At 72.5% G+C, this 24,193-nt stretch carries 23 protein-coding genes; 13 read left to right on the plus strand and 10 right to left on the minus strand.

Going from position 1 to position 24,193, the window contains the following annotated elements:
• Window positions 1–33 precede the first annotated feature (33 nt).
• Together AACH10_RS02890 and AACH10_RS02895 are read right to left on the minus strand one after the other, a co-directional pair.
• Window positions 34–552, minus strand: coding sequence for a hypothetical protein (locus AACH10_RS02890; protein WP_341408847.1), 519 nt, complete (start codon window positions 550–552; stop codon window positions 34–36).
• A complete protein-coding gene (locus tag AACH10_RS02895; protein ID WP_341408848.1) occupies window positions 512–1,228 on the minus strand; it encodes a hypothetical protein in 717 nt (238 codons plus the stop codon). The genes AACH10_RS02890 and AACH10_RS02895 overlap by 41 nt, the downstream gene beginning before the upstream one ends.
• Before the next feature lie 186 nt (window positions 1,229–1,414).
• On the opposite strand from AACH10_RS02895, the gene AACH10_RS02900 reads away from it, so the two are divergent.
• On the plus strand, window positions 1,415–1,735 hold the full coding sequence (locus AACH10_RS02900; RefSeq protein ID WP_260786578.1) for a LapA family protein: 321 nt from the start codon (window positions 1,415–1,417) through the stop codon (window positions 1,733–1,735).
• A gap of 25 nt (window positions 1,736–1,760) precedes the next feature.
• The gene (lapB, locus tag AACH10_RS02905) at window positions 1,761–2,921 is read left to right on the plus strand and encodes a lipopolysaccharide assembly protein LapB (RefSeq protein WP_341408849.1); all 1,161 of its coding nucleotides are present in this window, start codon (window positions 1,761–1,763) and stop codon (window positions 2,919–2,921) included.
• Window positions 2,922–2,932: 11 nt separating this feature from the next.
• On the opposite strand, the gene waaC is transcribed toward lapB, so the two are convergent.
• Both waaC and AACH10_RS02915 read right to left on the minus strand, forming a co-directional pair.
• Window positions 2,933–3,922, minus strand: coding sequence for a lipopolysaccharide heptosyltransferase I (gene waaC, locus AACH10_RS02910; protein ID WP_341408850.1), 990 nt, complete (start codon window positions 3,920–3,922; stop codon window positions 2,933–2,935).
• Window positions 3,919–4,584, minus strand: coding sequence for a DUF4254 domain-containing protein (locus AACH10_RS02915; RefSeq protein ID WP_341408851.1), 666 nt, complete (start codon window positions 4,582–4,584; stop codon window positions 3,919–3,921). The genes waaC and AACH10_RS02915 overlap by 4 nt, the downstream gene beginning before the upstream one ends.
• Before the next feature lie 105 nt (window positions 4,585–4,689).
• Between AACH10_RS02915 and AACH10_RS02920 the strand changes: the two genes are divergently transcribed.
• Genes AACH10_RS02920 through AACH10_RS02930 form a run of 3 tightly spaced genes read left to right on the plus strand, consistent with a single transcriptional unit; the run spans window position 4,690 to window position 8,035 of the window.
• The gene (locus tag AACH10_RS02920; RefSeq protein ID WP_341408852.1) at window positions 4,690–5,655 is read left to right on the plus strand and encodes a glycosyltransferase family 9 protein; all 966 of its coding nucleotides are present in this window, start codon (window positions 4,690–4,692) and stop codon (window positions 5,653–5,655) included.
• Between the two features lie 17 nt (window positions 5,656–5,672).
• Window positions 5,673–6,767 carry a glycosyltransferase family 4 protein gene (locus tag AACH10_RS02925; RefSeq protein WP_341408853.1) on the plus strand — a complete coding sequence of 365 codons (1,095 nt, stop codon included), beginning with the start codon at window positions 5,673–5,675 and terminating at the stop codon, window positions 6,765–6,767.
• Window positions 6,764–8,035: a glycosyltransferase family 4 protein gene (locus tag AACH10_RS02930; protein ID WP_341408854.1), complete on the plus strand. Its 1,272-nt coding sequence runs from the start codon at window positions 6,764–6,766 to the stop codon at window positions 8,033–8,035. The genes AACH10_RS02925 and AACH10_RS02930 overlap by 4 nt, the downstream gene beginning before the upstream one ends.
• 34 nt (window positions 8,036–8,069) lie before the next feature.
• Here the strand turns inward: AACH10_RS02930 and AACH10_RS02935 are convergent, their stop codons facing one another.
• Window positions 8,070–9,056, minus strand: coding sequence for a hypothetical protein (locus tag AACH10_RS02935; RefSeq protein WP_341408855.1), 987 nt, complete (start codon window positions 9,054–9,056; stop codon window positions 8,070–8,072).
• Between the two features lie 125 nt (window positions 9,057–9,181).
• On the opposite strand from AACH10_RS02935, the gene AACH10_RS02940 reads away from it, so the two are divergent.
• Together AACH10_RS02940 and AACH10_RS02945 are read left to right on the plus strand one after the other, a co-directional pair.
• A complete protein-coding gene (locus AACH10_RS02940) occupies window positions 9,182–10,033 on the plus strand; it encodes a DUF5672 family protein (RefSeq protein ID WP_341408856.1) in 852 nt (283 codons plus the stop codon).
• Window positions 10,026–10,463, plus strand: a complete 438-nt coding sequence (locus AACH10_RS02945) for a ComEA family DNA-binding protein (protein WP_341408857.1) — start codon at window positions 10,026–10,028, stop codon at window positions 10,461–10,463. The genes AACH10_RS02940 and AACH10_RS02945 overlap by 8 nt, the downstream gene beginning before the upstream one ends.
• A 63-nt stretch (window positions 10,464–10,526) precedes the next feature.
• On the opposite strand, the gene AACH10_RS02950 is transcribed toward AACH10_RS02945, so the two are convergent.
• From AACH10_RS02950 to AACH10_RS02965, 4 genes are all read right to left on the minus strand, one after another.
• Window positions 10,527–10,997: a hypothetical protein gene (locus AACH10_RS02950; RefSeq protein WP_341408858.1), complete on the minus strand. Its 471-nt coding sequence runs from the start codon at window positions 10,995–10,997 to the stop codon at window positions 10,527–10,529.
• 117 nt (window positions 10,998–11,114) lie between these two features.
• Complete coding sequence (dnaE, locus tag AACH10_RS02955) at window positions 11,115–14,669, minus strand: DNA polymerase III subunit alpha (protein ID WP_341408859.1); 3,555 nt, start codon at window positions 14,667–14,669, stop codon at window positions 11,115–11,117.
• A 54-nt stretch (window positions 14,670–14,723) separates the two neighbouring features.
• A complete protein-coding gene (locus AACH10_RS02960) occupies window positions 14,724–16,145 on the minus strand; it encodes a sigma-54-dependent transcriptional regulator (RefSeq protein WP_341408860.1) in 1,422 nt (473 codons plus the stop codon).
• Window positions 16,142–18,070 carry a sensor histidine kinase gene (locus tag AACH10_RS02965; RefSeq protein WP_341408862.1) on the minus strand — a complete coding sequence of 643 codons (1,929 nt, stop codon included), beginning with the start codon at window positions 18,068–18,070 and terminating at the stop codon, window positions 16,142–16,144. The genes AACH10_RS02960 and AACH10_RS02965 overlap by 4 nt, the downstream gene beginning before the upstream one ends.
• Window positions 18,071–18,243: 173 nt before the next feature.
• Between AACH10_RS02965 and AACH10_RS02970 the strand changes: the two genes are divergently transcribed.
• The 5 genes from AACH10_RS02970 (at window position 18,244) to AACH10_RS02990 (ending at window position 22,365) form a co-directional block, all read left to right on the plus strand.
• Window positions 18,244–19,485 (plus strand): hypothetical protein, encoded by a 1,242-nt coding sequence (locus tag AACH10_RS02970; RefSeq protein WP_341408863.1) that lies wholly within the window; start codon window positions 18,244–18,246, stop codon window positions 19,483–19,485.
• A 7-nt stretch (window positions 19,486–19,492) separates the two neighbouring features.
• A complete protein-coding gene (locus AACH10_RS02975) occupies window positions 19,493–20,005 on the plus strand; it encodes a type 2 periplasmic-binding domain-containing protein (protein ID WP_341408864.1) in 513 nt (170 codons plus the stop codon).
• Window positions 20,006–20,165: 160 nt separating this feature from the next.
• Complete coding sequence (locus AACH10_RS02980) at window positions 20,166–20,576, plus strand: JDVT-CTERM system glutamic-type intramembrane protease (RefSeq protein WP_341408865.1); 411 nt, start codon at window positions 20,166–20,168, stop codon at window positions 20,574–20,576.
• A 50-nt stretch (window positions 20,577–20,626) separates the two neighbouring features.
• Window positions 20,627–21,394: a sulfurtransferase gene (locus AACH10_RS02985; protein WP_341408866.1), complete on the plus strand. Its 768-nt coding sequence runs from the start codon at window positions 20,627–20,629 to the stop codon at window positions 21,392–21,394.
• Between the two features lie 14 nt (window positions 21,395–21,408).
• Window positions 21,409–22,365: an alpha/beta fold hydrolase gene (locus tag AACH10_RS02990; RefSeq protein WP_341408867.1), complete on the plus strand. Its 957-nt coding sequence runs from the start codon at window positions 21,409–21,411 to the stop codon at window positions 22,363–22,365.
• 21 nt (window positions 22,366–22,386) lie between these two features.
• Here the strand turns inward: AACH10_RS02990 and AACH10_RS02995 are convergent, their stop codons facing one another.
• Entirely contained in the window at window positions 22,387–23,103 is a 717-nt protein-coding gene (locus AACH10_RS02995; RefSeq protein WP_341408868.1) for a DUF599 domain-containing protein, read from the minus strand.
• Window positions 23,104–23,255: 152 nt separating this feature from the next.
• On the opposite strand from AACH10_RS02995, the gene AACH10_RS03000 reads away from it, so the two are divergent.
• Window positions 23,256–24,191, plus strand: a complete 936-nt coding sequence (locus AACH10_RS03000) for a hypothetical protein (RefSeq protein ID WP_341408869.1) — start codon at window positions 23,256–23,258, stop codon at window positions 24,189–24,191.
• Window positions 24,192–24,193: the final 2 nt, after the last annotated feature.

Here is a 24,193-nt window from a genome sequence, read left to right on the forward strand (position 1 = left end):
TGAGCGTTGTCTGCGTCCGGTTACGGGTCATCCTCAGGGCCATGAGTCGTCGCCCTCCGCCGCCGCAGCCAGCGCACTTAGTTCCGCCATGGAGGGCTGGTCCACTTTCCACCGCCAGATGCCCGGGGAGTTGGGCAGCACCTTGTAGTCGTGCAACCGCTCCACGTGGCCGGCGTTGACCAAGCGCTGAAGGGTGTGGCTGACGGTGGCGCGGCGAAATCGGTTGCGCTGCTCTCGGGTGGCGAACTCCAGCCCGAAGTGCTTGATAGCGAGCTCAGTCATCACTCGGGTGTCGACGGGCTTCGGGTAGGCCCGCCGAAGCGTTGCGCGGAAGAACTCCACGATGGCGCCGCGGCCGCCTCGGGCGGGGTGCGCTCGTACAGCAGGAACGCTCCCCGCAAGGCCCAGCGTGTAGGCCTGGTCCGCAACAGTCTCCAGCGAGGCCGCAATGGTGGCCAACTTCGCCCGGCGAGCCTGCAGCCGCTCCAGCTCTTCGTCGATGCGCGCCAGTTCACCCTTCGTGGCCGCCAGTTCGTTCGCAAGCCACTTCAACTCCGACGGGGTCTGGGTTCGGGGCGCGCTCACCTCCGACCTCCTCGTCGTCCTCGTCCTCCGCTGCATCCGCAGCCAGCTGCAGTTCGGCCAGGCTTGGCGCGTGCGACTTCCAGCGCCAAAGGGGCTGTGGCAACCGACCTCGCCAGTTCTCCACGCGCTCCAAGACGCCGTGGTGGTCGCGCAGCTGGCGAAGGATGGTGCACAGGGAGCTCTTGAGGCGCCTGCGCTCTTGTGGGGTCCTTACTTCCAGTCCGAAATACGCTACGACCGCTCGTTGAATTTCGGCAGCTAGGGTGGCTTCCGGCCAAAGTGCCCGAAGGTGCTCTTGAACGAAAGCGGTCAACGCTCCTCTTTCGCCGAATCGCCCGGCCCAGGCCTGTACGCAGCCGGCTGCGGCCGGATTCACTTCCGGATGCATCAGCCCAAGCGTGGTGTCCAGCGCGTGAAGCTTGCCCGCGACCGCCGCAGCATGCGAGCGCGCCGCCTCGAGTTCCGCGGCGACGACCGAGAGCTCGACTTCTAACTGCTTGAGATTGAGCGCCAAAGCGCGCTGGCGCTCCGAGACTCGGTCGGCAACGCCCAACAGGGCCGCTCGCTCGTTGAGCAGCCACTTGAGGTCGGGCGGGGTGCGGGTGCGCGGAGTAGCCTCCGTGCGAGCAGAATTCAGTGGCATGTGGGCGGCGCATGTGGGAACACTACCCCTGCGTAGCCACCCGTCTCCGCGTCCACATCCCCTCAGAGCCCGTCAGACCCTCGCCATCCCGGTTTTTGGGTCATCAGCTCGATAACGCCCTTCTGGCGCCCGGTGGCGCGGCGGCAACGGGCGCGACCGCCCCGGTCCGTAGAATGCCGAACTGCAATGCGTCTGGCCGTCTGGCTCCTGCGAGCCTTCATCTTCTTCACGCTGTTCGCCTTCGCGCTCAACAACGAGCAGGAGGTGACCGTGCGCTGGTTCTTCGGCTACCAGTGGCGTGCGCCGCTGGTCATCGTGGTGCTGGTGGCATTGACGGCCGGTGCCGCGTTGGGCGTGCTGGCCATGGTGCCGGCCTGGTGGCGCCACCGCCGCGTCGCGCGGCGTCATGCGCCGCCGCCCCCGCCGCCGCCGCGCAAGGCCAGCGATCCGCCCACCGTGGCGCCGTCCGAATTCGGCCCCGAGCATCCGCCGCGCGAAGGCCTCTGAACCCCGCCATCGCCGGACCGATCCCTTGGAACTCGACGCCCAGAGCCTGCTGTTCGCGCTGCTGATCGCGCTGCCCGCCGCCTTCGCCATCGGCTGGGTGGCCTCGCGCATGGACCTGCGCCAGTGGAAGCGCACCGACCGCGAGGCACCCAAGGCCTACTTCAAGGGCCTGAACCTGCTGCTCAACGAACAGCCCGACAAGGCCATCGACGCCTTCATCGAGGCCGTGCAGCACGACCCCGACACCAGCGAGCTGCACTTCGCGCTCGGCAACCTGTTCCGCCGCCGCGGCGAGTTCGAGCGCGCGGTGCGCGTGCACGAGCACCTGCTGCAGCGCGCCGACCTGGCCCGCAGCGACCGCGAGCGCGCCCAGTACGCGCTGGCGCAGGATTTCATGAAGGCCGGCCTGTTCGACCGCGCCGAGGCCGCCTTCGCTGCGCTGGAGGGCACGCCCTTCGAGACCGAGTCGCGCCTGGCCCGCCTGGGCCTGCATGAGCGCTCGCGCGACTGGGCCGGCGCGGCCGATGTCGCCGGCCGGCTGGAGAAGGCCGGGGCCGGCTCGTTTGCCACGCGCATCGCGCATTACCTGTGCGAGCAGGCCCTGGAGGCCGATGCCCGCGGCGATGCCGCCAGCGCCGAGAGCCTGCTCACCCAGGCCCAGGCTGCCGCGCCGCAGTCGGCCCGGCCCTGGGTGCAGCGCGCCGAGCGCCTGGCCCGCAGCGGCGATGCCGCGGGCGCGCTGGCCGTCTACCTGGGCCTGGCCCAGCGCAACCCCGAGGCCTTTGCCCGTGTGTCGGGCGATGCCGTGGCCTGCGCGCAAACGGCCGGCCAGTTGCCCGCCCTGCGCGACACACTGCAGCGCCTGTACGAGCAGCAGCCGGGCATCGACCTGCTGCGCGCACTGGCGCGCGCCGACGGCCAGCCCCCGGGCCAGTCACCGCGCCTGCCCAGCCTGCTGCGCGAGCAGCCCAGCCTGTCGGCCGCGATCGACCTGCTGGACACACCCGCCGCGCAATGGCCCGAAAGCGGCCAGACCACCGTGCGCGAGGCCGTGGCCCGCGCCGCCCGGCCGCTGCAGCGCTACCGCTGCGCCGCCTGCGGCTTCGAGAGCCAGCGCCACTTCTGGCAATGTCCGGGCTGCCTGGGTTGGGACACGTTCCCGCCCCAAAGAATCGAGGAACTCTGAACCGGCGCGCCTCAGCGCGCCTTCAGATGCTTCTCCAGTTGCCCCATCACCTCGTCCAGCGAGGGCACCTGGCCCTTGCCGCCGAAGCTGGCCACCGGACCGGGGCCGGTGATGCCGGCCAGGCCCGGTTCGTGGTCGCAGTAGATGCCGATGGTGGGTGCGCCGAAGGCCGCCGCCAGGTGGCTGAAGCCGGTGTCCAGGCCGACGATCTGGCGCGCTCGGGCCAGCACCGCGGCCATCTGCGCCACGGTCAGGAACGGCGGCACCACGCCGCCGCAGCCGGCGGCGATGCGCTCGGCGCGCACGCGCTCCTCGTCGTTGCCCCACACCACCACCGGCGTCAGGCTGGCGCGGCGCAGGCGCTGGCCGATGGCGATCCAGTGCGCCTCGGGCCACAGCTTCTCGGGCCGGCTGGCACACGGGATCAGCGCCGCGCCCAGCACCGGCGGCTGCCAGTCGCCGTCGGCAAAGGCCGGCGGCACGATGCCGAAATCGGGCCGCGCCTCGGGCCAGGTGTCAGGCAGTTGGTAGCCCAGCAGGCCTGACACCAGCGCGCGGCAGCGCGCCACGGCATGCGCCTCGCGCGAGACGCGCACCATGCGCGTGTAGGCCAGCGCGGCCAGCGGCTCCTTGATGCTCTGGCGGTCGTAGCCGGCCAGCGGGCCGCGCGCCTGCACGCCCCACATCACGCTCTTGAGCAGGCCTTGCAGGTCGATGACCAGGTCGTAGTCGTCACGCCGCAGTTCGGCCCGCGCCGCGCCGATGGCCGCGCGCGTGGGCGCCGCGAACAGGCTCTTGCGCCACTTGCGCCAGGCGATCGGGATCACCCGCCGCACCGCCGGGTGCAGGGCCGGGATGGCCGCGAACGGCGCCTCCACCACCCAGTCGATCGTCAGGCCGGGCCGGTAGCGGCGGATGTCGCTGATGGCCGGCAGTGCATGCACCACGTCGCCCATCGACGTGGTCTTGACGATCAGGATGCGACCGCTGTTGAGGTTCAAGCCTGGGCCTTCGCTTCTTTCACCAGCTCGGGGTTGAAGCGCGGGTCGTTGTACATCTTGAACTGGCGGTAGACCTTGAAGTAGGCACGGCCGGCCTGGGCGTCGGCGATCAGCGCATCCAGGCAGTCGCCCAGGTCGCCACGCTGCTGCTGCAGGCGCGCCAGCTTCACGCGGCTGCCTTCGCGGTGGGCCTCGTCCACGTCGGTGCGCTCGGTCTGCGCGCGCATGGCGTGCACCTTCAGCGCCATGATGCTCATGCGGTCGATGATGCTGCCGGCGGTCTCGCTGTTCAGGCGGGCACCGGCCGGCACGGTGGACACCGGTGCATCGGTGCGCGCCGAGGCCGCATCCACCAGGCCCAGCGCGGTGAGCAGGATCTCGTCCACGCGCTCGGTGGCGTCGTTGCGGGCCTGGTTGAAGCCGTCGATGGCGCGCTTGTTGGCGGCGATGTCGGCGGCGCTCACCGTGGTGCGGCGGGCCAGGTCTTCCTCGGCCCACAGGCGGCTGTTGAAGCAGTGGTTGGTCTGCACCCAGTGCCACAGGCTGCCGTCGCCGCCGTCTGCCGCCGGCACCTGGGCGGGCCAGCACGCCGTGGCCAGCAGGCGGTCATGCAGGGCGATCACGTCGGCGGCCTGGGGCAGGGACGGCGGGGGTGTAGACATGGCGGGTGGCAAAATGCAAAAGCGTGATTATCGGTCGGCCCCGCGGGTCAACCTCCGCCCCTCCCCTCCCCGCCCACACAGCGCCGCCACCGCCCACCCGACTGCATGACCCCCAGACCGTTGATCGTCCGCCTGCGCAACTGGGTGGGGGATGTGATCCTGGGCGTGCCGGCCCTGCACCTGCTGCAACAGCACGGCTACGCACCCACGCTGGTGGGCAAGGGCTGGGCCAAGCCGCTGCTGGCCGGCGAGGGCTGGCCCACGCACGGCCGGCCGGGCAAGCTGGGCGAGCGTGTGGCCCAGCTGCGTGCGCTGCGCACCGAGGCCCGCGCCACCGATCCCGGCTTCGACCGCCGCGAGAACGCGCTGGTGCTGCCCACCTCGTTCTCGGGCGCACTCGAGATGCGCCTGGCCGGCCTGAAGGCCGTGGGCTATGCGCAGGAGGCGCGCGGCCTGCTGCTCAAGCGCGCCGAGCCCATCACCTACGGCGGCCATGCGCTCACCAGCTACTGGGAGCTGGCCTGCCGCTTCCTGCGCATCGAGCAGGCACCGCCCGAGCGCATCGGCCTGGCCACTGCGCCGGCCGACCAGGCGGCGGCCGATGCGCTGCTGGCCGCGCGCGGCATCCGCCCCGGCTTCGTCGTCATCGTGCCCTTTGCCGGCGGCCTGTTCGAGAAGCAGGACAAGACCTGGCCGGCCTTCGGCGACTACACCCGCGCCCTGCACGCGGCGTTCAACGGCACGCGCGACATCGTTGCCTGCCCCGGCCCGGGCGAGGAAGGCATCCTGGCCCAGCACCCCGGCGTGGTGATGCTCGAAGGCGTGAAGCTGGGCGTCTACGGCGGCCTGCTGCGCCGCGCCGGCCTGGTGGTGAGCAACGACACCGGCCCGGCCCACCTGGCCGCCGCGGTGGATGCGCCGGTGCTCAGCGTGCTGGGCCCCACCAAGCCCGAGCAGTGGGCGCCCTGGGGCCCCACGGTGCAGGTGCTGCGCCACTGGCCGCGCTGGCCCACGGTGGACGAGGCGCTGGCCGCCACGCACGCGATGCTGGCCAAGCCGCGCACCGCCTGAACGGCAGCACCACGACCATGGCAGTCCCCACACGGCACATCGGCCTGGGCCTGGGCCGCGTGCGCCACTGGCACGACGGCCTGGGCGAGTTCTCGCGCCAGCTGGGCCTGGCGCTGGCCGCGCAGGCACCGCGCCTGGCCGACGAGCTGGGCTGGCGTCTGCACTTCCATCTGCCGCGCCAGTGGCACGGTCTGTTCGGCGACGCCGTGGGCTACCTCGACACCCACACCACGCAGCGCTGGCTGCACCTGCGCAGCACGCGCTTCGCGCTGTGGCACACCGTGCACCAGCACAACCGGCTGCGCGCACCGCTGGGCACGAAAGCCCAGGTGGAGACGGTGCACGACCTGAACTTCCTGCACGCCAAGAGCGCGGCCAAGATCGGGCGCTACCGCGGCATCCTGCGCCGGCGCCTGGCCCAGCGCGATGCGGTGATCGCCATCACGCACTATGTGGCCGAGGACATCGCGCGCGAGATCCCCGGCCTGGCCGCGCCGGTCAGCGTGATCCACAACGGCGCCACCGACTTGACAGGCGTGGCCCAGCAGCCGGTGGACGGCGTGGGCGCGCAGCCCTTCCTGCTGCACATCAGCCGCATGGCGCCCAACAAGAACATCGTGGCCCTGCTCGACCTGGCCGCCGCCTGGCCGGAGCAGGCGCTCGTGCTCGCCGGCGCCACCAGCACCTACACCGCCACGGTGCAGGCGATGGTGGCCGAACGCGGCCTGCGCAACGTGACGCTGCGGCTCGATCTGGCCGAAGCGCAGAAGGCCTGGCTGTACGCGCATTGCGCGGGCTTCCTGTTCCCGTCGCTGGCCGAGGGCTTCGGCCTGCCGCCGATCGAGGCCATGCACTTCGGCAAGCCGGTGTTCCTGTCGCGCCGCACCTCGCTGCCCGAGGTGGGCGGCGCGGTGGCGCATTACTTCGACGAACCCTTCGACGGTGCCGCGATGCGCGCCGTGGTGCAGGCCGGCCTGGCGGCCGACGCCGCACCGGGCCGCGCCGAAGCCATCGCCACGCATGCGCGGCAGTTCAGCTGGACGCGCTGCGCCGAGCAGCACATCGCGCTGTACCGCCAGGTGCTGGCGGGCCAGCCCGCGGGGGGCGCATGAAGCCGCGCATCGCCATCGTCGTGCAGCGCTACGGCCGCGACATCAACGGCGGCGCCGAACTGCACGCGCGCCTGCTGGCCAACGCCCTGGGCACCCGCTACCAGGTGGACGTGCTGACCTCGCGGGCCCACGACTACCAGACCTGGGCGCCGGAGCTGCCGGCCGGGGAAGAATGGATCGACGGCGTGCGCGTGCTGCGCTTCGACCACCCGGCGCGCAACCGGCGCGACAAGCGCCACCTGCCGCTGCGCCACAAGCTGCGCTGGGTGCTGCGCCGCTGGATCGAGCGCCCCGGCCGGCCGTTGGCCGCGCGCCCCAGCGGCCGCGACACGCCCGACGGCCTGGCCTACCTGCGTGGTGCCGGCCCCACGATGGACGGGTTGATGGACCACCTGCGCCAGCACGGCGGCGACTATGCGGCGCTGATCTTCTTCACCGCCCGCTTCCACCCGGCCGCCATGGGCGTGCTGCTGCATCCGCAGCGCAGCCTGCTGCTGCCCACGCTGCACCATGAGAAGACCATGGTGCTGCCGCACTTCCACCGCGTGTTCCGCGCGCCGCACCGCATCCTGTGGAACACGCCGGCCGAGGCCGAGGCCGCGCAGCGCCTGTACGGCGACGACCTGGCGCCCGGCGTGCTGTGCGGCGTGGGCATCACGGTGCGCGACACGCCCGACGCCGTCGAGGCTGCGGCCCGCGCTCAGCGTTTCGACGCACTGGCGGCGCAGCACGGCATCCGCAGCCCGTACCTGGTGTACGTCGGCCGGGTGGACACCAGCAAGGGCTGCGACCGGCTGTTCGCCCACTTCGCGGCGCTGCGCGCGACCCAGCCGGCCGGCCAGGCGCTGCAACTGCTGGTGTGCGGCCAGTGGTTCATGCCGCGGCCTACGCACCCCGACATCGTGGCCACCGGCTTCGTCAGCGAGGCCGACCGCGACCTGCTGATCGCCCGCGCCGAGGCGCTGGTGATCCCGTCACAGCACGAGAGCCTGTCGATGGTGTTGCTGGAGGCCCTGGCCGAGGGCTGCGCGGTCATCGTCAACCGCCGCTGCGAGGTGCTGCTGCGCCATGTGCACGACAGCGGCGTGGGCGAGGCCTTCGACGATAGCGCCAGCTTCAACGCCGCCGTGCAGCGCACGCTGGCGCGCGATGCCGCCACACGTACCGACCAGGCCGCACGCGGCCGGCGTTATGTGCGCGAGCGCTACGACTGGCAGCGCATCGTCGAGCGCATCGGCGAGGCCATCGACAGCATCCCGCGGGCCTGAAGGCGCAAGCCCGCGCGCTGTAGGGCCCAGCCGCTCACTTCGGCCGACGGCGGCGGAACACCAGGTACTCGTGGGCACCCAGGCGGAAGCGCTTCTGCTTCAGCCCCGCCAGGTCGGGCACGGTGTGTTTGAACGCCAGCGAATGCTGCTGCAAGGTCCACAGGTGGCGCGCCAGGTTCAGGTACATGCGCGCGGCGGCGCTGGGCACCTGGTCCAGGTCGGCCAGCGCATCGATCACACGCAGCGCCGGCAGGCCGGTGGCATCGTCGGCGGCCGCGTCGAAGGCGATGTTGCCGAAGCTGCGGTCCTGGAAGGCGTCCGAGATGTGCGTGCCGCCGGCACCGTCGTGCATCACGCGCGGCACCAGGCTCTGCAGCACGCTCAGTTCGGGCCGGCACAGCAGCCAGCGCGTCATCGCCACGTCCCAGCCGGTGACCTGGCGGCCTTCCCAGTTCTCCATCAGCGGCGCATCCACGAACCAGTTGTCGCGGAAATGCGCGGCCCATTGCTGCCGCGTGAACAGCAGGCCGTAGGAGCTGAAGAAGCGCGTGCGCAGCACCAGACCGGCCAGGCGCGCACGCTCGCCGGCATCGGGCACGAAGATCGACTCGCTGTTGCAGGTGGTGGTCAGCAGGTTGGCGGCCATCACGCCGGGCTGCTGCAGCGGGCCGTCGGCCATCCCTTCGCACCAGCGCAGCGCCTGGTGGTCGATCAGCAGGTCGTCCTCCAGCAGCAGCACGGTGTCGGCACCCTCGGACAGCACCCATTCGACGTTGTCGAAGGGGTTGCGGCGCACGCCCTTGCGCTCGGCATTGACGCGGGCCTGCAGCGTCAGGCGCGTGCGGTAGCGCTCGATCACCGCCAGGATCTGGTCCTGCACCGGCGTGGGCTCGATGCTGATGTACATCGGCCACTGCGCGCTGCCTGCCGCGTCGGCCACCGAGGCCAGCAGGCGCTCCAGCCGGTCCGGGCGGTTGTGGGCGGTGGCGGAAATGGCGAAGCGCAAGGGGGTCGACTGCATGGCGCGCGCATTATCGGCGGCCCCACCCGCGGGCCTGGCGCCGCCGGATTGTGGCGTGGCTGCCACCCAGGCACGGGACGCGCGCCATCAGGTCGGTCATTTCTTGCCGACAATGTGCACCGACCATGACCGCCCTTCCGCCCCGCCTTCAGCTGCCCGACGTGACGCTGGTGTGCGTGGACACCGGCGCCCCGCGCGCCAGCCTGGCCGCGCTGCTGCACTGCATGCGCCAGGCCGATTTCGGCGACGTGCTGCTGTTCACCGACCCGATGCAGGTGCGCGACGCGCCGCACGAGGTGCGGCTGCGCGGCCTGCAGCTGCAGGATGCCACCAGCCGCACCGAGTTCATGCTGGAAGAGCTGGCCGCCCATGTGTTCACCAGCCACGCGCTGGTGATCCAGCACGACGCCTTCATCGCCGACGCATCGCAGTGGCACGAGGACTTCCTGCTCTACGACTACATCGGTGCGCCGGTGCGCGGGCTGCCGGCGTCGCGCGCAGTGGGCCATGGCGCGTTCTCGCTGCGCTCGCGCCGGCTGCTGGTGGCCCTGCGCCTGGCGGCCATCAGCCCGCAGGCGCCCGATGACGAGCTGATCTGCCAGCACCACCGCGAGCACCTGGAGCGCGTGCACGACATCCGCTTCGCGCCGCCAGACCTGGCACAGCGCTTCGCGCGCGCCACACCGGCCACGCCGCCGGCAAGCTTCGGCTTCCAGGGGCTGGCGCACCTGGCACATGTGCTGCCGCCCGAGGGGCTGGACGAGTGGCTGGCCCAGCTGCCCGACGCGCTGCTGCAGGGCCCCGACGGCGCGCGCCTGTGCGCCGCGCTGCTGCAGGCCCAACAGCCGAATGCAGCGGCCAAAGTGCTGGCCGTGCGCAGACGTGATGGCCGTGCCGACCCCCGCTGCTGGCACCTGCGTCTGAGGCTGGCGTGGGCACTGCGGCACCATCGGCGACAATCGGGGTTCCATGCCTGAACGTGAACCCACCCGCAGCCGCGCCAGCGGCAACCCGATCGAACTGGCGACGCCCACCCGGGCCCGCCGTCCCCGCCGCACCGCGGTGCCCGAAACCGTCGAACCCACCGAGTTGCAGGTGGCCGTGAACGCCCGCACCATCTGGCGCGGCGACATGGCCGCCTGGCTCGACGCGCTGTGCGCCTCGGTGCGCCCGCTCGAGATCAACAACGCCACGCTCGACGCCCTGCAGGCCTGTGAAGGCCTGGCCGGCGGCCTGGCCGAGCGCGTGGTGCACGCGCGCAGCAACTCGCCCTTCACCGACTGGTCGGATCTGATGCGCCGCGTGCGCGGCATCGGCGCCCGGCTGGCGCGGCGTCTGTCCGAATCGGGCGCCACCGTGAACGGCGCGCCCTACGCCGGCGCCCCCACCCGGCCCTCGGTGTCCTGACGGCCACACCGGCCGCGCACCACGCGCGGCCGGCGCCGGGCCGGGCGGCCCGCCCACCCAGGCTCAGTCGCGGTGGCCGTGGCGCTCGCCACGGCCGTCCCCGCGGCCTTCCCCACGTCCCTCGTGCCGTCCGCCATGGCGGCGATCGTCGCGGTGCTCGTGCGGCGGCGCCCAGTCGTGGCGGTCCACCATCACATGCTGGCGGTACCAGTCGTCGCGCACGAAGTACACCGGCACGCCGCAGGCACCATAGGCGCGGCAATGCTTGGCCCAGTGCTTCTGGTGGCCGGGCGGCACCCACAGGTACACCGGCGGCGGCGCATGGCGCACCGGCGCCACCACCACCGGCTGCGTGACCACCACGGTCGGCTGCGGGAAGCGGCCGATGTCGATGCGGCCGTACACGCCCGGCTGGCTGATGCCGATGGACACGCCGACATCGGCGGCGTGCGCGGCCGGCCAGCCACCGATCGCGGCGGCGCCGCACAGCACGGCGGCGGCCGCGCGCCAGGTGAATCGACGGGGAGTGGTCATGCGCTGTCTCCTGGCGCCACCGGGCGCCCGCATGAGGATCCAACGCCCGGCGGCACCCGCGCGTTGTCAGGGCGCGCGCGGTGACTTGTAAGAAAGCTTGACCGTGCGCGCCGCCGCTCAGGCCTCGTAGACGATCTGCGCCCGGCCTTCGCCGGCCAGGGCCTGCACGCGCGCCAGCGCCTCGTCGCAGGGCCAGATGCGCGCGGCGTCGCCCAGGTCCAGCTCGGCCTCGGCGCCGGGGCGCGCCAGCTTCAGGCGCAGCAGCAGGCCCTGGGTGATGTCGCCCTGCTCGGTGCTCTCGGTGCGCGCCGGCCAGGTGGCCACCAGTTCGGCCAGCAGGCGCGGGTCGCGCTCGGCAGGGCCGCCGTCCAACGTCAGGCTCAGCCAGCGGCCGAAGCGTGCGCGGGCCGCTGCCAGGCCCCACACGGCCTGCACATTGCAGCGCAGGCCGCCGCCGCTGAAGCGGTCGGTCTGCACCCGGCCCTGCAGCAGGATCAGCTCGTCGTCCTTCAGCAGGTCCTTGGCGCTATCGATCAGCGCCTCGTTGGCCACGCACTCGATGCTCTCGGTCTTGTCCTCGAGCTTGAAGATCGCCACACGGCCGCGTTGGCCGTTGATGAAGCGCAGGTCGCTGACGATGCCGGCCACCAGCTGCGGGTCGCGGCTGTCGACCAGATCGGCCACGCGGCGCTTGCAGAAGCGGCGCACCTCGGCCTCGCACTCGTCGAACAGGTGGCCCGACAGGTAGAAGCCGAGTGCTGTCTTCTCGTGGCTCAGGCGCTCGCGCACGCCCCAGGGCGCGGCGGCCACCAGCGGCGGCTCCTGCGCATGCGAGCCATGGCTGTCGTCGTCGAACAGGCCGCCCTGCGAGGCATTGGCCACCTGGGCCTCGGCGAAGTCGAAGCCCAGCGCCACGCTGGCCAGCAGGCGCGAGCGGCCGAAGTCGGTCTCGGCGCAGGCCGGATCGCGCGCGATGCTCAGCTTGTCGAAGGCGCCGGCCTTGATCAGCGCCTCGACCACACGCTTGTTGACGCGCTTGCGGTCCACCCGGGCGCAGAAGTCGAAGAAGCTGAGGAAGGGCCCGCCCTCCTGGCGTGCCTCGACGATGGCCTCGATGGCACCCTGGCCGGTGCCCTTGATGCCGCCCAGCGCATAGCGCACCTTCTTCTTGTCGACCGGCTCGAAGCGCCAGGTGCCGTGGTTGACGTCGGGCGCATCGAAGGCGATGTTGAACAGCTTGGCATCGTTGAGCAACACCTTCAGCTTGTCGGTGTCGTCCATTTCGATGGTCATGTTCGCGGCGTAGAACTCGGCCGTGAAATGCACCTTCAGCCAGGCCGTGTGGTAGGCCAGCAGCGAGTACGCGGCGGCATGGCTCTTGTTGAAGCCATAGCCCGCGAACTTCTCCATCAGGTCGAAGACCTCGTCGGCCTTCTCGGGCGGGATGTCCTTCTTGGCCGCACCCTCGCGGAAGATCTGGCGGTGCTGCGCCATCTCCTCGGCTTTCTTCTTGCCCATCGCGCGGCGCAGCAGGTCGGCGCCGCCGAGCGAGTAGCCGCCCAGGATCTGGGCGCTCTGCATCACCTGCTCCTGGTAGACCATGATGCCGTAGGTCTCGCCGAGCACCTGCTCCAGCAGCGGGTGCGGGTACTCCACCACCTCCTTGCCGTGCTTGCGCGCCACGAAGCTGGGGATCAGGTCCATCGGGCCCGGGCGGTACAGCGCGTTCAGCGCGATCAGGTCCTCCAGCCGGCTGGGCCGCGCATCGCGCAGCATCTTCTGCATGCCGGTGGATTCGAACTGGAACACCGCCTCGGTCAGGCCGTCGGAGAACAGCTTGTAGACCCGCGCATCATCCAGCGGCAGGTTCTCGAAGGCGAAGTCCTTCTGGTCGGGGTAGCGCTTGACGATGAACTCGCGCGCCAGCTCCAGGATGGTCAGCGTGGCCAGGCCCAGGAAGTCGAACTTCACCAGGCCGATGGCTTCCACATCGTCCTTGTCGTACTGGCTCACCGCCGAGTCGCTGCCCGGCTGCTGGTACTGCGGGCAGAAGTCGGTGATCTTGCCCGGCGCGATCAGCACGCCGCCGGCATGCATGCCGATGTTGCGCACCATGCCCTCGACGCGCGTGGCCAGCTTCAGCAGTTCGGCCACCTCCTCGTCGTTCTTCTCGCGCTCTTCCAGCTCGGGCGCCTCCTGGCGCGCGTAGATGATGCCGCCGTCGGGCTTCTCGGGCACCGGCGCCAGCGTCACGGTCTTGCCCGGCGGCGCCGGGATCAGCTTGGCGATGCTGTCGACATGGCCGAAGCCCATGCCCAGCACGCGGCCGATGTCGCGCAGCGCGGCCTTGGCCGCCATGGTGCCGAAGGTGGCGATCTGGCTGACGGCCTGGCGGCCGTACTTGTCCTTCACGTAGTCGATGACGCGGTCGCGGTTGCCCTGGCAGAAGTCGACGTCGAAGTCGGGCATCGACACCCGCTCGGGGTTCAGGAAGCGCTCGAACAGCAGGTTGTACTGCAGCGGGTCCAGGTCGGTGATCTTCAGCGCATAGGCCACCAGCGAGCCGGCGCCCGAGCCCCGGCCCGGCCCCACCGGGCAGCCATGCGTCTTGGCCCACAGGATGAAGTCCGACACGATCAGGAAGTAGCCGGGGAAGCCCATCTTCAGGATGGTGCCGATCTCGAACTCCAGCCGCTCCACATAGCGCGGCCGCTCGGCATTGCGCTTGGCTTCGTCGGGGTAGAGGTGGCGCAGCCGGTCTTCCAGGCCCTCGAAGCTGGCCTGGCGGAAGTAGTCGCCCATCGGCATCGGCGTGCCATCGGCCTGGATCGGCGTGGGGAAGTCGGGCAGGTAGAACTTGCCCATCTGCAGCGTCAGCGCACAGCGCCGCGCGATGCGCTCGGTGTTGGCCACGGCGGCCGGCAGGTCGGCCCACAGCGCCTGCATCTGCGCCTGGGTCTTGAAGTACTGCTCGCGGCTGAAGCGCTTGATGCGCTTGGGGTTGGCCAGCGTCTCGCCATCGGCCACGCAGACGCGCGCCTCGTGGGCCTCGAAGTCTTCCGGCGCGGCGAACTGGATCGGGTGCGTGGCCACCACCGGCAGGCCCAGCTCGGCGGCCAGCGGCACGGCGGCGCGCACATGGGCCTCGTGGTTGGCCAGGCCGGCGCGCTGCAGCTCGATGTAGAAGCGGCCCGGGAACAGCTCGGCCAGTCGCCGCGCCTGGGTGCGTGCGCGCTCGGTGTCACCCGCCAGCAGCGCCATGCCCACGGCGCCCATGTCGGCGCCCGACAGCGCGATCAGGCCCTCACCCAGCTCGGCCAGCCATTCCCACTTCAACCAGGCCTGGGCGCGCTGGGCGTTGCGGATCCAGCCGCGCGCCAGCAGCTCGCTGATGTTCAGGTAGCCCTGGCGGCTTTGCACCAGCAGCAGCAGGCGGCTGGGGTGCTTGTCGGTGCCCTCGGGCTCCAGGAACACGTCGGCGCCGATGATCGGCTGCACACCCTTGCCACGGCAGGCCTTGTAGAACTTGACCGCACCGAACAGGTTGGACAGGTCGGTGATGGCCAGCGCCGGCTGGCCGTCGGCCTTGGCCAGCGCGGCGGCGTCATCGACGCGCAGCGTGCCGTCGACGACGGAGTATTCGGAGTGGGTGCGCAGGTGAACGAAGGGCATGGGGCATTGTAGGAAGTGCCCCGGCCCGCACCCTGCCTGCCCTGGCGGCCTGCCCTAGGGTTTGCGGCCCAGCTTGTACCAGAGCGCCCGCTCGCTGATGCCCAGCAGCGCGGCAGCCCGGCGCTTGTTGTCGCCGGTGCGGCGCAGGGCCTCGGCGATCAGCCGGTCCTCGAAGGCCTCGACCGCCGGGCCGAGCTCCAGCGTGGCCAGGTGGGACAGCTCATCCGATGCCGCGGCCGGCGCGCCGGCGGCCTCGGTCCGGTCCGCCGCCGGGGCGGACGGCGCCGGTGTCACGCCCTGGCGGATGTCGGCCGGCAGCTGCGGCACGTCGATCAGCACCGGCTGGCGGCGGTCGGCGCCCAGCGGCGGGCCCGACAGCACCAGCGCGCGCTGCACCACGTTGTCCAGCTCGCGCACATTGCCCGGCCAGGCATAGGCCTGCATCAGCGCCAACGCGGCGGGCGTCAGCTCGGCCGGGCGGCCCTGGCGCGCGGCCAGGTGGGCCACCAGGCCGGGCAGGTCGTCCAGGCGCTCGCGCAGCGGCGGCAGCGCCAGCGAGAACACGGCCAGCCGGTAGTACAGGTCTTCGCGCAGCCGGCCTTCGCGCACGGCGGCCAGCGGGTCGCGGTTGCAGGCGGCGATCACGCGCACATCCACCGCCACGCTGCGGCTGCTGCCCAGGCGCTCCAGCGTGCCCTCCTGCAGCACGCGCAGCAGCTTGGCCTGCAAGCCGATCGGCATCTCGGTGATCTCGTCGAGGAAGATGCTGCCGCCATTGGCCAGCTCGAAGCGGCCGGTGCGGTCCTTCACCGCGCCGGTGAAGGCGCCCTTGTGGTGGCCGAACAGCTCGGCCTCGATCATCTCGGCCGGCAGCGCGGCGCAGTTCACCGCGACGAAGAGTTGATCGGCGCGGTCGGAGGCCCGGTGCACCGCGCGCGCCGCCAGCTCCTTGCCGGTGCCGGTCTCGCCGGTGATGAACACCGCCGCCTTGGTCGGCGCCACCTGGCGGATCTGGGCAAACACATCCAGCATCGCCGGGCTGCGGCCGAAGAACTCGGCCGTGGGCTTGTCGACCTCGGCGCGCAGGTAGTCGTGCGCCGCGCGCAGTTGCTCGCGCGCCAGCGTGCGCGTGATGGCCAGCTCCAGCACGTCCATGTCCACCGGGCGCTGCAGGTAGTCGATGGCGCCCAGGCGGATGGCCTGCACCGCGCTCTCCACCGTGCCCTGGGCGGTCATCACGATCACCGGGATCTGCAGCCCGGCATCGCGCATGGCCTGCAGCAGGCCGATGCCATCGAGCACCGGCATGCGCAGGTCGGTCAGCACCAGGTCGATCGGCGTGTCGGCCAGCACCGCCAGCGCCTGGCGGCCGTCGGCGGCCTGGTGCACCACATGGCCCAGCTGGCGCAGGCCGATCTCGAGCACGCGGCGCATCGGCGCTTCATCGTCGACCACGAGGATGCTGGCGGGGGTCATGCTTGGGATTCTCCCGCTGCCATGTCAGGGCCATGTTGCCGCCTGGGCAGCCTGCACTCGAACAGGCTGCCGCCCCAGTCGCTGCGGCCCACGCGGATCTGCCCGCCGTGCGCCTGCACCACCTGCTGCACCACGGCCAGGCCCAGGCCGATGCCACCGCCGCGCCGGGTGACAAAGGGCTCGAACAGCCGTTCGGCGATCTCGGGCGGGATGCCCGGGCCATCGTCGGCGCAGGCCAGCACCAGCATGCCGGTGGCGGCGTCGTCCTGCGCCGAGAGTTCCACGCGGCCGCCCGGGCCCACGGCCTGCAGCGCGTTGTGCATCAGGTTGTAGAGCGCCTGGATCAGCTGCTCGGCATCGGCCTCGATCACCGGATCGGCGGCCTCGGCGCGGATCCGCACCGGCACGCCCCCCGGCGCATCGGCACTGGCCGCTGGCCCGGCCTGGCCCGGCTGCACGCGCTGCATCTGCGCACAGCGCTGCAGCAGCGCATGCACGTCGCAGGGCTGGAAGCTGGGCGCGCGCGGCCGCGCGGTGTCCAGCATGGTGGTCACCAGGCGGTTCAGGCGCTCGGTCTCGGCCTGCATCAGGCCCAGCAGCTCGCGGCTGTCGTCGCTCAAGCCCTTGTCACGCTGCAGCAGCTGGGCCGACGAGCGCACGATGCCCACCGGCGTGCGCACCTCGTGCGCCATCACCGCCGCCAGCTCGCCCAGCATGGCCAGCTTGGCGCTGCGCACCAGGGTCTCGCGCGAGCGCTGCACCGCCCGCACCATGTCGTCGAAGGCGCGGCCCAGCTCGCCCAGCTCGGTGATGCGCGAACTGCGCGTGCCGGCATCGGGCGGCGTGCCCTCGGCCTGCCAGCGCCGCGCGGCCTGGGTCAGCGCCAGGATGGGCCGGGCGATGGCGCCCGACATCCAGGTGGCCGCCGCCAGTGCGCCCCCCAGCACCACGGCCAGCAGGCCGACGAAGATCTGGCCCATCTGCCGCACCGGCGCCAGGGCCTCGCCAGCGGGCTGCAGCACCAGCGTCGTCCAGCCGGCATGGGCCAGCGCGCTGCCCGGACGCGAGCGCCCCACGCCCAGGATCACCGGCTCGTCCAGCCACGGCGTGCCGGGCAGCACCTCGGTGCGGGCCTGGTCCGCCGGTGCGGCGGCCAGCAGGCGGGCCAGGGCCGCGCGCTGGCCCTCGGGCGACGGCAGCGCGCGCTCGCGCAGGCCGCGCGAGGCCGCCACCCAGCGCCCCTCGCCGTCGATGACCACGATCTGCCGCCGGCCCACGGCCGCGCCGTCGAGCAGGCGCTCGAAGGGCGTCACGTCCACGTCCAGGTGCAGCCGCGCCAACGCGGGCGCGCTGGCCACCCGTGCAGCGGCGGCGGTGGCCACGGGGGCAGATGCGGCGGTCGGCGCCGCCTCCGGATAGGCCGAGGCCACCGGCGTCTGGACGGCCAGCGTGCGCCGCGCCGCCAGCACCGGCACCGGCGCCAGCAGCAGCTGCGCCGGGCCGCTGCGCAGCTGCGCGGTCAGTGACGGCTGCAGCCGCGCCGCATCGGGGGCCAGCTGGCCGATGGCGCCGGGCCGCGTGGCCGCCAGCACGCGGCCGGCCTCGTCGCGGCAGTCCATCGCCACGTACTGCTCGCGGTAGCCGTCCACCAGATCGGCCAGGTAGTGCGAGACGCGCTTGTCCACGTCGCCCACGCGCAGGTCCTGCATCAGCTCGGACCGGCTCCACACCCGCGCGTTCTCGAAATGCTCGAACAGCATGCGGTCGATGTCGGCCTGCAGGCCGCCGGCCTGCACCGCCAGGCTCTCGGCGATCTGCGCCTGCATGGCCTCGCGCGTACGGCTGAAGCTCAGCCACGACAGCGCGATGCAGGGCAGCAGGCCGAGCAGGATCAGCGCCAGCAGCAGCGTGCGTCGCAGGGTCACGGGGAATCGGGCGGGTTCAGGGGCGTTCAGGAAGGGCGGGCGGCGGCGGCCGGCACGCGCGGCCCGTGCGCGGCACGAAGCGTGCAGTCACGCGCAGCATGGACAATGGGTTTGCGATGAACGATAGCAATGCATGTGCCCACCCGACCGGCCCGGACGGCCGGTCGAGGGCATTGTGCCCCGCGGGCAGGGTCGGCCTGGCCGCCTGGCTGGCCGCGCTGCTGGCCTGCGCGCTGCCACCGGCCTTCGCCCAGGCGGACGCTGCGGGCGCGCCACCGGCGGTCACGACGGCCGAGCTGCCGCAGCCCGAGCAGCCCGGGCCCGGCTTCGACGGCCCGGTCATCGGCACGCGCATCGGCCCCGGCCTGACCGTGGGCGGCTACGGCACGCTGCAGCTGATCGTGCCGGGCCTGGGCACCAGCCAGAAGGCAGCCCTGCCGCCCGGCGCGTCGCCCACCGGCTGGCATCCCGGCGCGCGCCAGGGCCAGTCCAGCGCCCAGGGCGTCGGCAGCGTGCCCGGCAAGCCCTTCAGCGACGCCCAGGCCGCCAGCCGCAGCCGGCTGAGCATCAGCCACCTGAGCGCGATGCTGTGGTGGGAGCCCTCGCCGGTGTGGAAGCTGCTGGCCGAGGTGGACAGCCAGGACGTGGTGCAACTGCCCGCCCACGAGAGCGGCCGCGACGGCGACAACAGCTCGCCCTATGTGGCGCTGGAACGCCTGTACGTCGAGCACCGCGCCAGCGACGCCTTCAGCCTGCGCGTGGGCAAGTTCCTCACGCCCATCGGCCGCTGGAACCAGGACCACCCCGACCCGCTGACCTGGACCACGCTGCGCCCGCTGATCTCGCAGTCGGCCTTTCCCACCAACGCCACCGGCGTGATGGCCTTCGGCAGCCTGCCCGGCGGCCTGGGCGCCGACTGGCAGGCCTTCGCGTCGGCGGGCAGCAACTGGCGCTCGGGCCCGCGCACCGACCCCTTCACCCGCGCGGGCGGCGTGCGCGTGGTGCTGCCGCTGTCGCCCGAATTCCAGCTGGGCGCCTCGGCCGCGCGCTACAAGCAGCTGGACGCGCACGACGACCGCCGCCGCCTGGTGGGTCTGGACGCCGTGTGGGCCGGCCGCGGCGGCGAGCTGAGCGCCGAGATCATCGAGCGGCGCGGCCCCGACGGCGCGCCCGACGACCAGGAGCGCGGCTGGTTCGTGCAGGCCGTGGTGCCCCTGGCGCCGCGCCTGCACGGCGTGATGCGCATCGAAGCCTACCGCCGCGCCTACACCAGCGACAGCACCCGCACGGCCCTGGTGGGCGTGGTGTGGCGCAGCGGCCGCCACTGGGTGTTCAAGGCCGAGTGGGTGCGCGCCACGCCGTCGAACATGGGCCTGGCCCAGGGCCTGCTGGCCTCGATGACGGCGCTGTTCTGAAGGACCGATGAGGCCGGCCCGCCGCACGCCCACCCTGCCCCCCGCCCCGCCGTCGCCGCGGCGGGCCCGGGCCTGGGCGTGCGCTGCGGCCCTGCTGCTGGCGGCCTGCGCGGCGCAGGCCGAACCCGAGCCGCCGATCGCCGTGGTGATGGCCCCGGCCGAGGCCCAGCCGCTGGGCCTGCCGCTGGTGGCGGCCATCTACCGGCGCAAACGCCAGCTGTGGGACGACCAGAGCCGCATCGCGCCGGTCAACCTGCCGGCCGCGCACCCGCTGCGGCGGCACTTCTCGCTGTGGCTGCTCAAGCGCAGCCCCGAGGACCTGCAGGACTACTGGAACGACCAGTACTTCCACGGCGTGCTGCCGCCACCGGTGCTGGCGTCGGAGGAGGCGGTGATCCGCTTCGTGGCTGCCACGCCGGGGGCCATCGGCTACGTGTCCTCGTGCAGCGTGGACCGGCGCGTGGCCGTGGTGGCCTGGCTGCCCAGCCCCGACGGCAGCGCCCCCTGCCCCGGCCGCTGAGCCCGGCGGCGGCCTGCAAAGCCTGGCGCAGTGCGCAAGTTCTTGCACGGCACACTGCGCAAGAAATTGCACACCGGATCGGTGAAGCGCCGGTTTCGGCCCGGTTTCGGCGTGCCGACGCTCGGCGGCCTGCTGGCGCAGAGCTTGCGCTGGCATCGGCATGTCCGCGCTGCCGCTGTTTCTCCCCGACTGGCCCAGCCTGTGCCAGAGCCCGCTGCCGTGGCGCCAGCCGATGACGCTGCTGTGGCTGTGCCTGGGCGCACCGCTGCTGCAGGAATGGGCGCTGCGCGCCGGCCTGCAGGAGTACCTGCTGCGCCGCGCCGTGGCGCGCCTGGGCCCGGCCGGCGACGAGCGCCGCCGCGAGCGCCTGCTCAGCGTGATGCTGCCGGCGCTGGTGTTCACGCTGCTGCAGCTGGGGCACGGCTGGCTGGCGCTGCAGCTGGCGCTGCCGGTGGCGCTGCTGATCGGCCTGGTGTACCTGCACACCCGCGACTGGTTCGCCTGCGCCTGCGCGCACCTGGCGGCCAACGCCTTCGCCTGGCTGAGCTGCTTTCCGCCACCGCTGCCCTGAGCGCCGGGCGGCCGGCCCAGGCGCGCCGGCTCTCTAGAATTCCGGCCACCATGGCGCCCATCCTGAACATCAGCACCTACCGCTTCGTGCCGCTGGACGACCTGCCGGCACTGCGCGACACCCTGCACCAGCGCGCCGCGGCGCTGCAGCTCAAGGGCACGGTGCTGCTGGCCGAGGAAGGCATCAACCTGTTCCTGGCCGGCCCGGCCGAGGGCGTCAACGCCTGGCTGGACGCGCTGCGCGCCGATGCGCGCTTTGCCGGGCTGGAGGCCAAGGAAAGCTGGAGCGACAGCACGCCGTTCAAGCGCCTGAAGGTCAAGATCAAGCGCGAGATCATCCGCATGAACCGCCCCACCATCCGCCCGGCCAACGGCCGCGCGCCGGCGCTGGCGCCCGAGGTGCTGGCCCGCTGGCTGACCCAGGGCCACGACGACGCCGGCCGCCCGGTGCGGATGCTCGACACGCGCAACGCCTTCGAGGTGGACGACGGCGCCTTCGACAACGCCATCGACTGGCGCATCGCCAAGTTCACCGAGTTTCCCGACGCGCTGGAAGCCCACCGCACCGAGCTGCAGGACGTCACCGTGGTCAGCTACTGCACCGGCGGCATCCGCTGCGAGAAGGCCGCCATCCTGATGCAGGACCTGGGCCTCACGAACAGCTGGCAGCTCGAAGGCGGCATCCTCAAGTACCTGGAGCTGACCACGCGCGACGGCGTGGCCCCCGGCTGGCACGGCCGCTGTTTCGTCTTCGACGAGCGGGTGGGGCTGGACCCGGCACTGCACCCGGCACCGGCCTCGGCCGGCGCGGCAGCCTGAGGCGCGGCCGGCCGATGGCTGCGCTGGTGCTGCGCCTGCTGGGCGTGCTGCTGCTGCTCAGCGCGCTGGCGCTGCCGCTGGTGCGCGCGCCCGACCGCGCGGTCGACACGCTGGTGGCGCGCTGGGCGCCGCCGCCCTCGCAGTTCCTCGACCTGGGCGGCCAGCTGGTGCACTACCGCGACGAGGGCCCGCGTGGCGATGCCCTGCCCCTGCTGCTGCTGCACGGCACCTCGTCCAGCCTGCACACCTGGGAGGGCTGGACCAAGGCGCTGCGCGGCACGCACCGCGTGGTCAGCCTGGACCTGCCGGCCTTCGGCCTGACCGGCCCGTTCGACGGCACCTATGCCGGCCGCCCCTACACCGGCGAGCAGTACGCGCGCTTCGTGCTGGACGTGCTCGACCGCCTGCAGCTGCCGCGCGTGGCGATTGCCGGCAACTCGCTGGGCGGCGAGGTGGCCTGGCGCATCGCGGCGATGGCGCCCGAGCGCGTGGGCCGGCTGATCCTGGTGGACGCCTCGGGCTACCGGCGCGAGGCGCTGGGCGATGTGCCGCTGGGCTGGCGCATCGCCCGCCTGCCGGTGCTGGGCCGGCTGAGCGAGCACCTGCTGCCGCGGCCGCTGATCGTGCAGGGCCTGGTGGCGGTGATGGGCGATCCCACGCATGTCACCGAGGCCATGGTCGACCGCTACTTCGAGCTCACGCTGCGCGAGGGCAACCGCGCCGCGCTGGTGGAGCGCGCGCGCCAGTGGCAGCCCGGCGAGGGCGTGGACCAGGTGCGCGGCGTGACCGCGCCCACGCTGGTGCTGTGGGGCGGCCGCGACCGCCTGATCACGCCCGACCACGCGCAGCGCTTTGCCGCCGACATCCCCGGCGCGCAGGTGCAGGTGTTCGACGACCTGGGCCACATCCCGCAGGAGGAAGACCCGGCGCGCACGGTGGCCGCGGTGCAGGCCTTCCTGGCGGCGAAATAGCCCCGCTCAGCGCAGCGCCGCTCAATCGAGGCCGGCGCGCAGCGCCGACAGCACCTCGCTGTGGAACTCGCGCCGGTACAGCACCCACAGCACGAAGGCGGTGGCCAGGATGAAGGCCCAGGCCGAGAAGAACCAGGCCACCACCGCGAACGACAGGTAGTAGGCGCGCAGGCCGTCGTTGAAGGTCTCGGCGGCCAGGCCCATCACGCGGCCGGCGCGGTCGGCGAACAGCTGGCGCTGGGCCTCGTCCTCGAAGCGCTTGACCTCGGGCGCGGCGCCCACCATCACCACGCCGAAGCTGTACTGGCGGATGCTCCAGGTGAAGCGGAAGAACGCGAACACGAAGATCGCCGTCAGCGTGGCCAGCTTCAGGTCGAACACCAGGGCCGAGGTGCGCGCGGCGAACGGGATCTCGCGCACCAGCTCGGTGGCCTTGTCGGTGGACGCCAGCGCCGCCAGCAGGCCGCCGATGATCAGGATGCTGGTCGACGCGAAGAACGAGGGGCTGGCCGACAGGCTCTGCGCCACCGCCGAATCGACGATGCGGTTCTCGCGCCAGGTGACCTGCAGCATCCAGCGCCGGCGCCAGCGGTTGGTGGTGGCCAGGATCGACGGCCGCACCTCGGCGCGCCGCTTGGCCCACAGCGCATAGCCCACCCAGCCGGCGAAGAACAGCACCAGGGCGGCCCAGTCCAGCAGGGGCAGCAGTTCGAGGGCTTGGGCCGGCAGCGGATTCATGGGGCGTGACTGTACGTCCGGCGCGGGCCCGGCCGCCCGGCCTGCGCGGCCCGCCCGGCCCTCATCTCCCGAGCTTTCCGGGCCCTTTTCGCGGCTTCAGTCCGGGGACCCCCGTGAAACCATCACGGGGCCCGTATCGGAGGAAATTCCGCGTGTTCTCGCTCTCCCGTCCCACACTGCTGCCCGGCTGGATCGGCTGCGCCCCGCAAGGCGGCCAGACCGCGCTCGCGCTGGTGGCGCCGGGCGTCGATGGCGGCAAGCCCGCGGTGCGCTGGACGGCGCACGAGGCCTGGGACCACCCGGCCCGCGTGCTGCGCCGGCTGCGCAATGCCCGTGCGCTGGCCCGCCACCGCCGCGTGGCCCTGCTCGAGCGCGGCCAGTACCTGTGCCAGAGCATGGACGCGCCGGCCGACGTGGCGCGCGACGACTGGGCCGCCGCCGTGCGCTGGCAGATCAAGGACACCGTCGACTTCCCGGTCGACACCGCCGCGGTGGACGTGCTGGCCGTGCCGCCGGGCGCCAGCTACCGCCCGCAGCCGCAGCTGATCGCCGTGGCCGCCGCCGAAAGCCATGTGCGGCCGCTGGTCACGCAGGCGCACGACGCCGGCCTGCCCTGGACCGCCATCGACGTGGCCGAGACCGCGCTGCGCAACCTGGCCCTGCTGGTTCAGCCCGAGGGCCGCGCGCTGGCCCTGCTGCACTGCCAGGCCAGCCACGCCACACTGGTGGTCACCTATGCCGGCGAGTTGCTGTCGTCGCGGCAGATGGAGCTGTCGGCCGAGCAGTTCGTGGCCGACGACCTGGACGAGCGCCAGCGCGCCTTCGACCAGGCCGGCCTGGAACTGCAGCGCACGCTCGACGGCATCGAGCGCGCCTACGGCCAGGTGACGCTGTCGCAGCTGCTGATCACCCCGATGCCGGGCGTGGCCGACCTGGCCGCGCACCTGGCGCCGCTGCTGTACGTGCCGGTGGCCCCGCTCGACCTGAGCGAGGCACTGGACTGGTCGGCCGTGCCCGGCCTGCTGGACGACCCGGCCGCGATCAACCGCGCGCTGCTGGCCATCGGCGCCGCACTGCGCGAGCACTGACA

Source organism: Pseudaquabacterium inlustre, assembly GCF_038066595.1.
Lineage (GTDB): Bacteria > Pseudomonadota > Gammaproteobacteria > Burkholderiales > Burkholderiaceae_C > Pseudaquabacterium > Pseudaquabacterium inlustre.

Bases quoted from the DNA above. Each gene is read 5' to 3' on its own strand.
- AACH10_RS02895 (WP_341408848.1), bottom strand. From the start codon at position 1,228: ATGCCACTGAATTCTGCTCGCACGGAGGCTACTCCGCGCACCCGCACC.
- AACH10_RS02900 (WP_260786578.1), top strand. From the start codon at position 1,415: ATGCGTCTGGCCGTCTGGCTCCTGCGAGCCTTCATCTTCTTCACGCTG.
- AACH10_RS02915 (WP_341408851.1), bottom strand. From the start codon at position 4,584: ATGTCTACACCCCCGCCGTCCCTGCCCCAGGCCGCCGACGTGATCGCC.
- AACH10_RS02920 (WP_341408852.1), top strand. From the start codon at position 4,690: ATGACCCCCAGACCGTTGATCGTCCGCCTGCGCAACTGGGTGGGGGAT.
- AACH10_RS02925 (WP_341408853.1), top strand. From the start codon at position 5,673: ATGGCAGTCCCCACACGGCACATCGGCCTGGGCCTGGGCCGCGTGCGC.
- AACH10_RS02930 (WP_341408854.1), top strand. From the start codon at position 6,764: ATGAAGCCGCGCATCGCCATCGTCGTGCAGCGCTACGGCCGCGACATC.
- AACH10_RS02935 (WP_341408855.1), bottom strand. From the start codon at position 9,056: ATGCAGTCGACCCCCTTGCGCTTCGCCATTTCCGCCACCGCCCACAAC.
- AACH10_RS02940 (WP_341408856.1), top strand. From the start codon at position 9,182: ATGACCGCCCTTCCGCCCCGCCTTCAGCTGCCCGACGTGACGCTGGTG.
- AACH10_RS02945 (WP_341408857.1), top strand. From the start codon at position 10,026: ATGCCTGAACGTGAACCCACCCGCAGCCGCGCCAGCGGCAACCCGATC.
- AACH10_RS02950 (WP_341408858.1), bottom strand. From the start codon at position 10,997: ATGACCACTCCCCGTCGATTCACCTGGCGCGCGGCCGCCGCCGTGCTG.
- dnaE (WP_341408859.1), bottom strand. From the start codon at position 14,669: ATGCCCTTCGTTCACCTGCGCACCCACTCCGAATACTCCGTCGTCGAC.
- AACH10_RS02960 (WP_341408860.1), bottom strand. From the start codon at position 16,145: ATGACCCCCGCCAGCATCCTCGTGGTCGACGATGAAGCGCCGATGCGC.
- AACH10_RS02975 (WP_341408864.1), top strand. From the start codon at position 19,493: ATGAGGCCGGCCCGCCGCACGCCCACCCTGCCCCCCGCCCCGCCGTCG.
- AACH10_RS02980 (WP_341408865.1), top strand. From the start codon at position 20,166: ATGTCCGCGCTGCCGCTGTTTCTCCCCGACTGGCCCAGCCTGTGCCAG.
- AACH10_RS02985 (WP_341408866.1), top strand. From the start codon at position 20,627: ATGGCGCCCATCCTGAACATCAGCACCTACCGCTTCGTGCCGCTGGAC.
- AACH10_RS02990 (WP_341408867.1), top strand. From the start codon at position 21,409: ATGGCTGCGCTGGTGCTGCGCCTGCTGGGCGTGCTGCTGCTGCTCAGC.
- AACH10_RS02995 (WP_341408868.1), bottom strand. From the start codon at position 23,103: ATGAATCCGCTGCCGGCCCAAGCCCTCGAACTGCTGCCCCTGCTGGAC.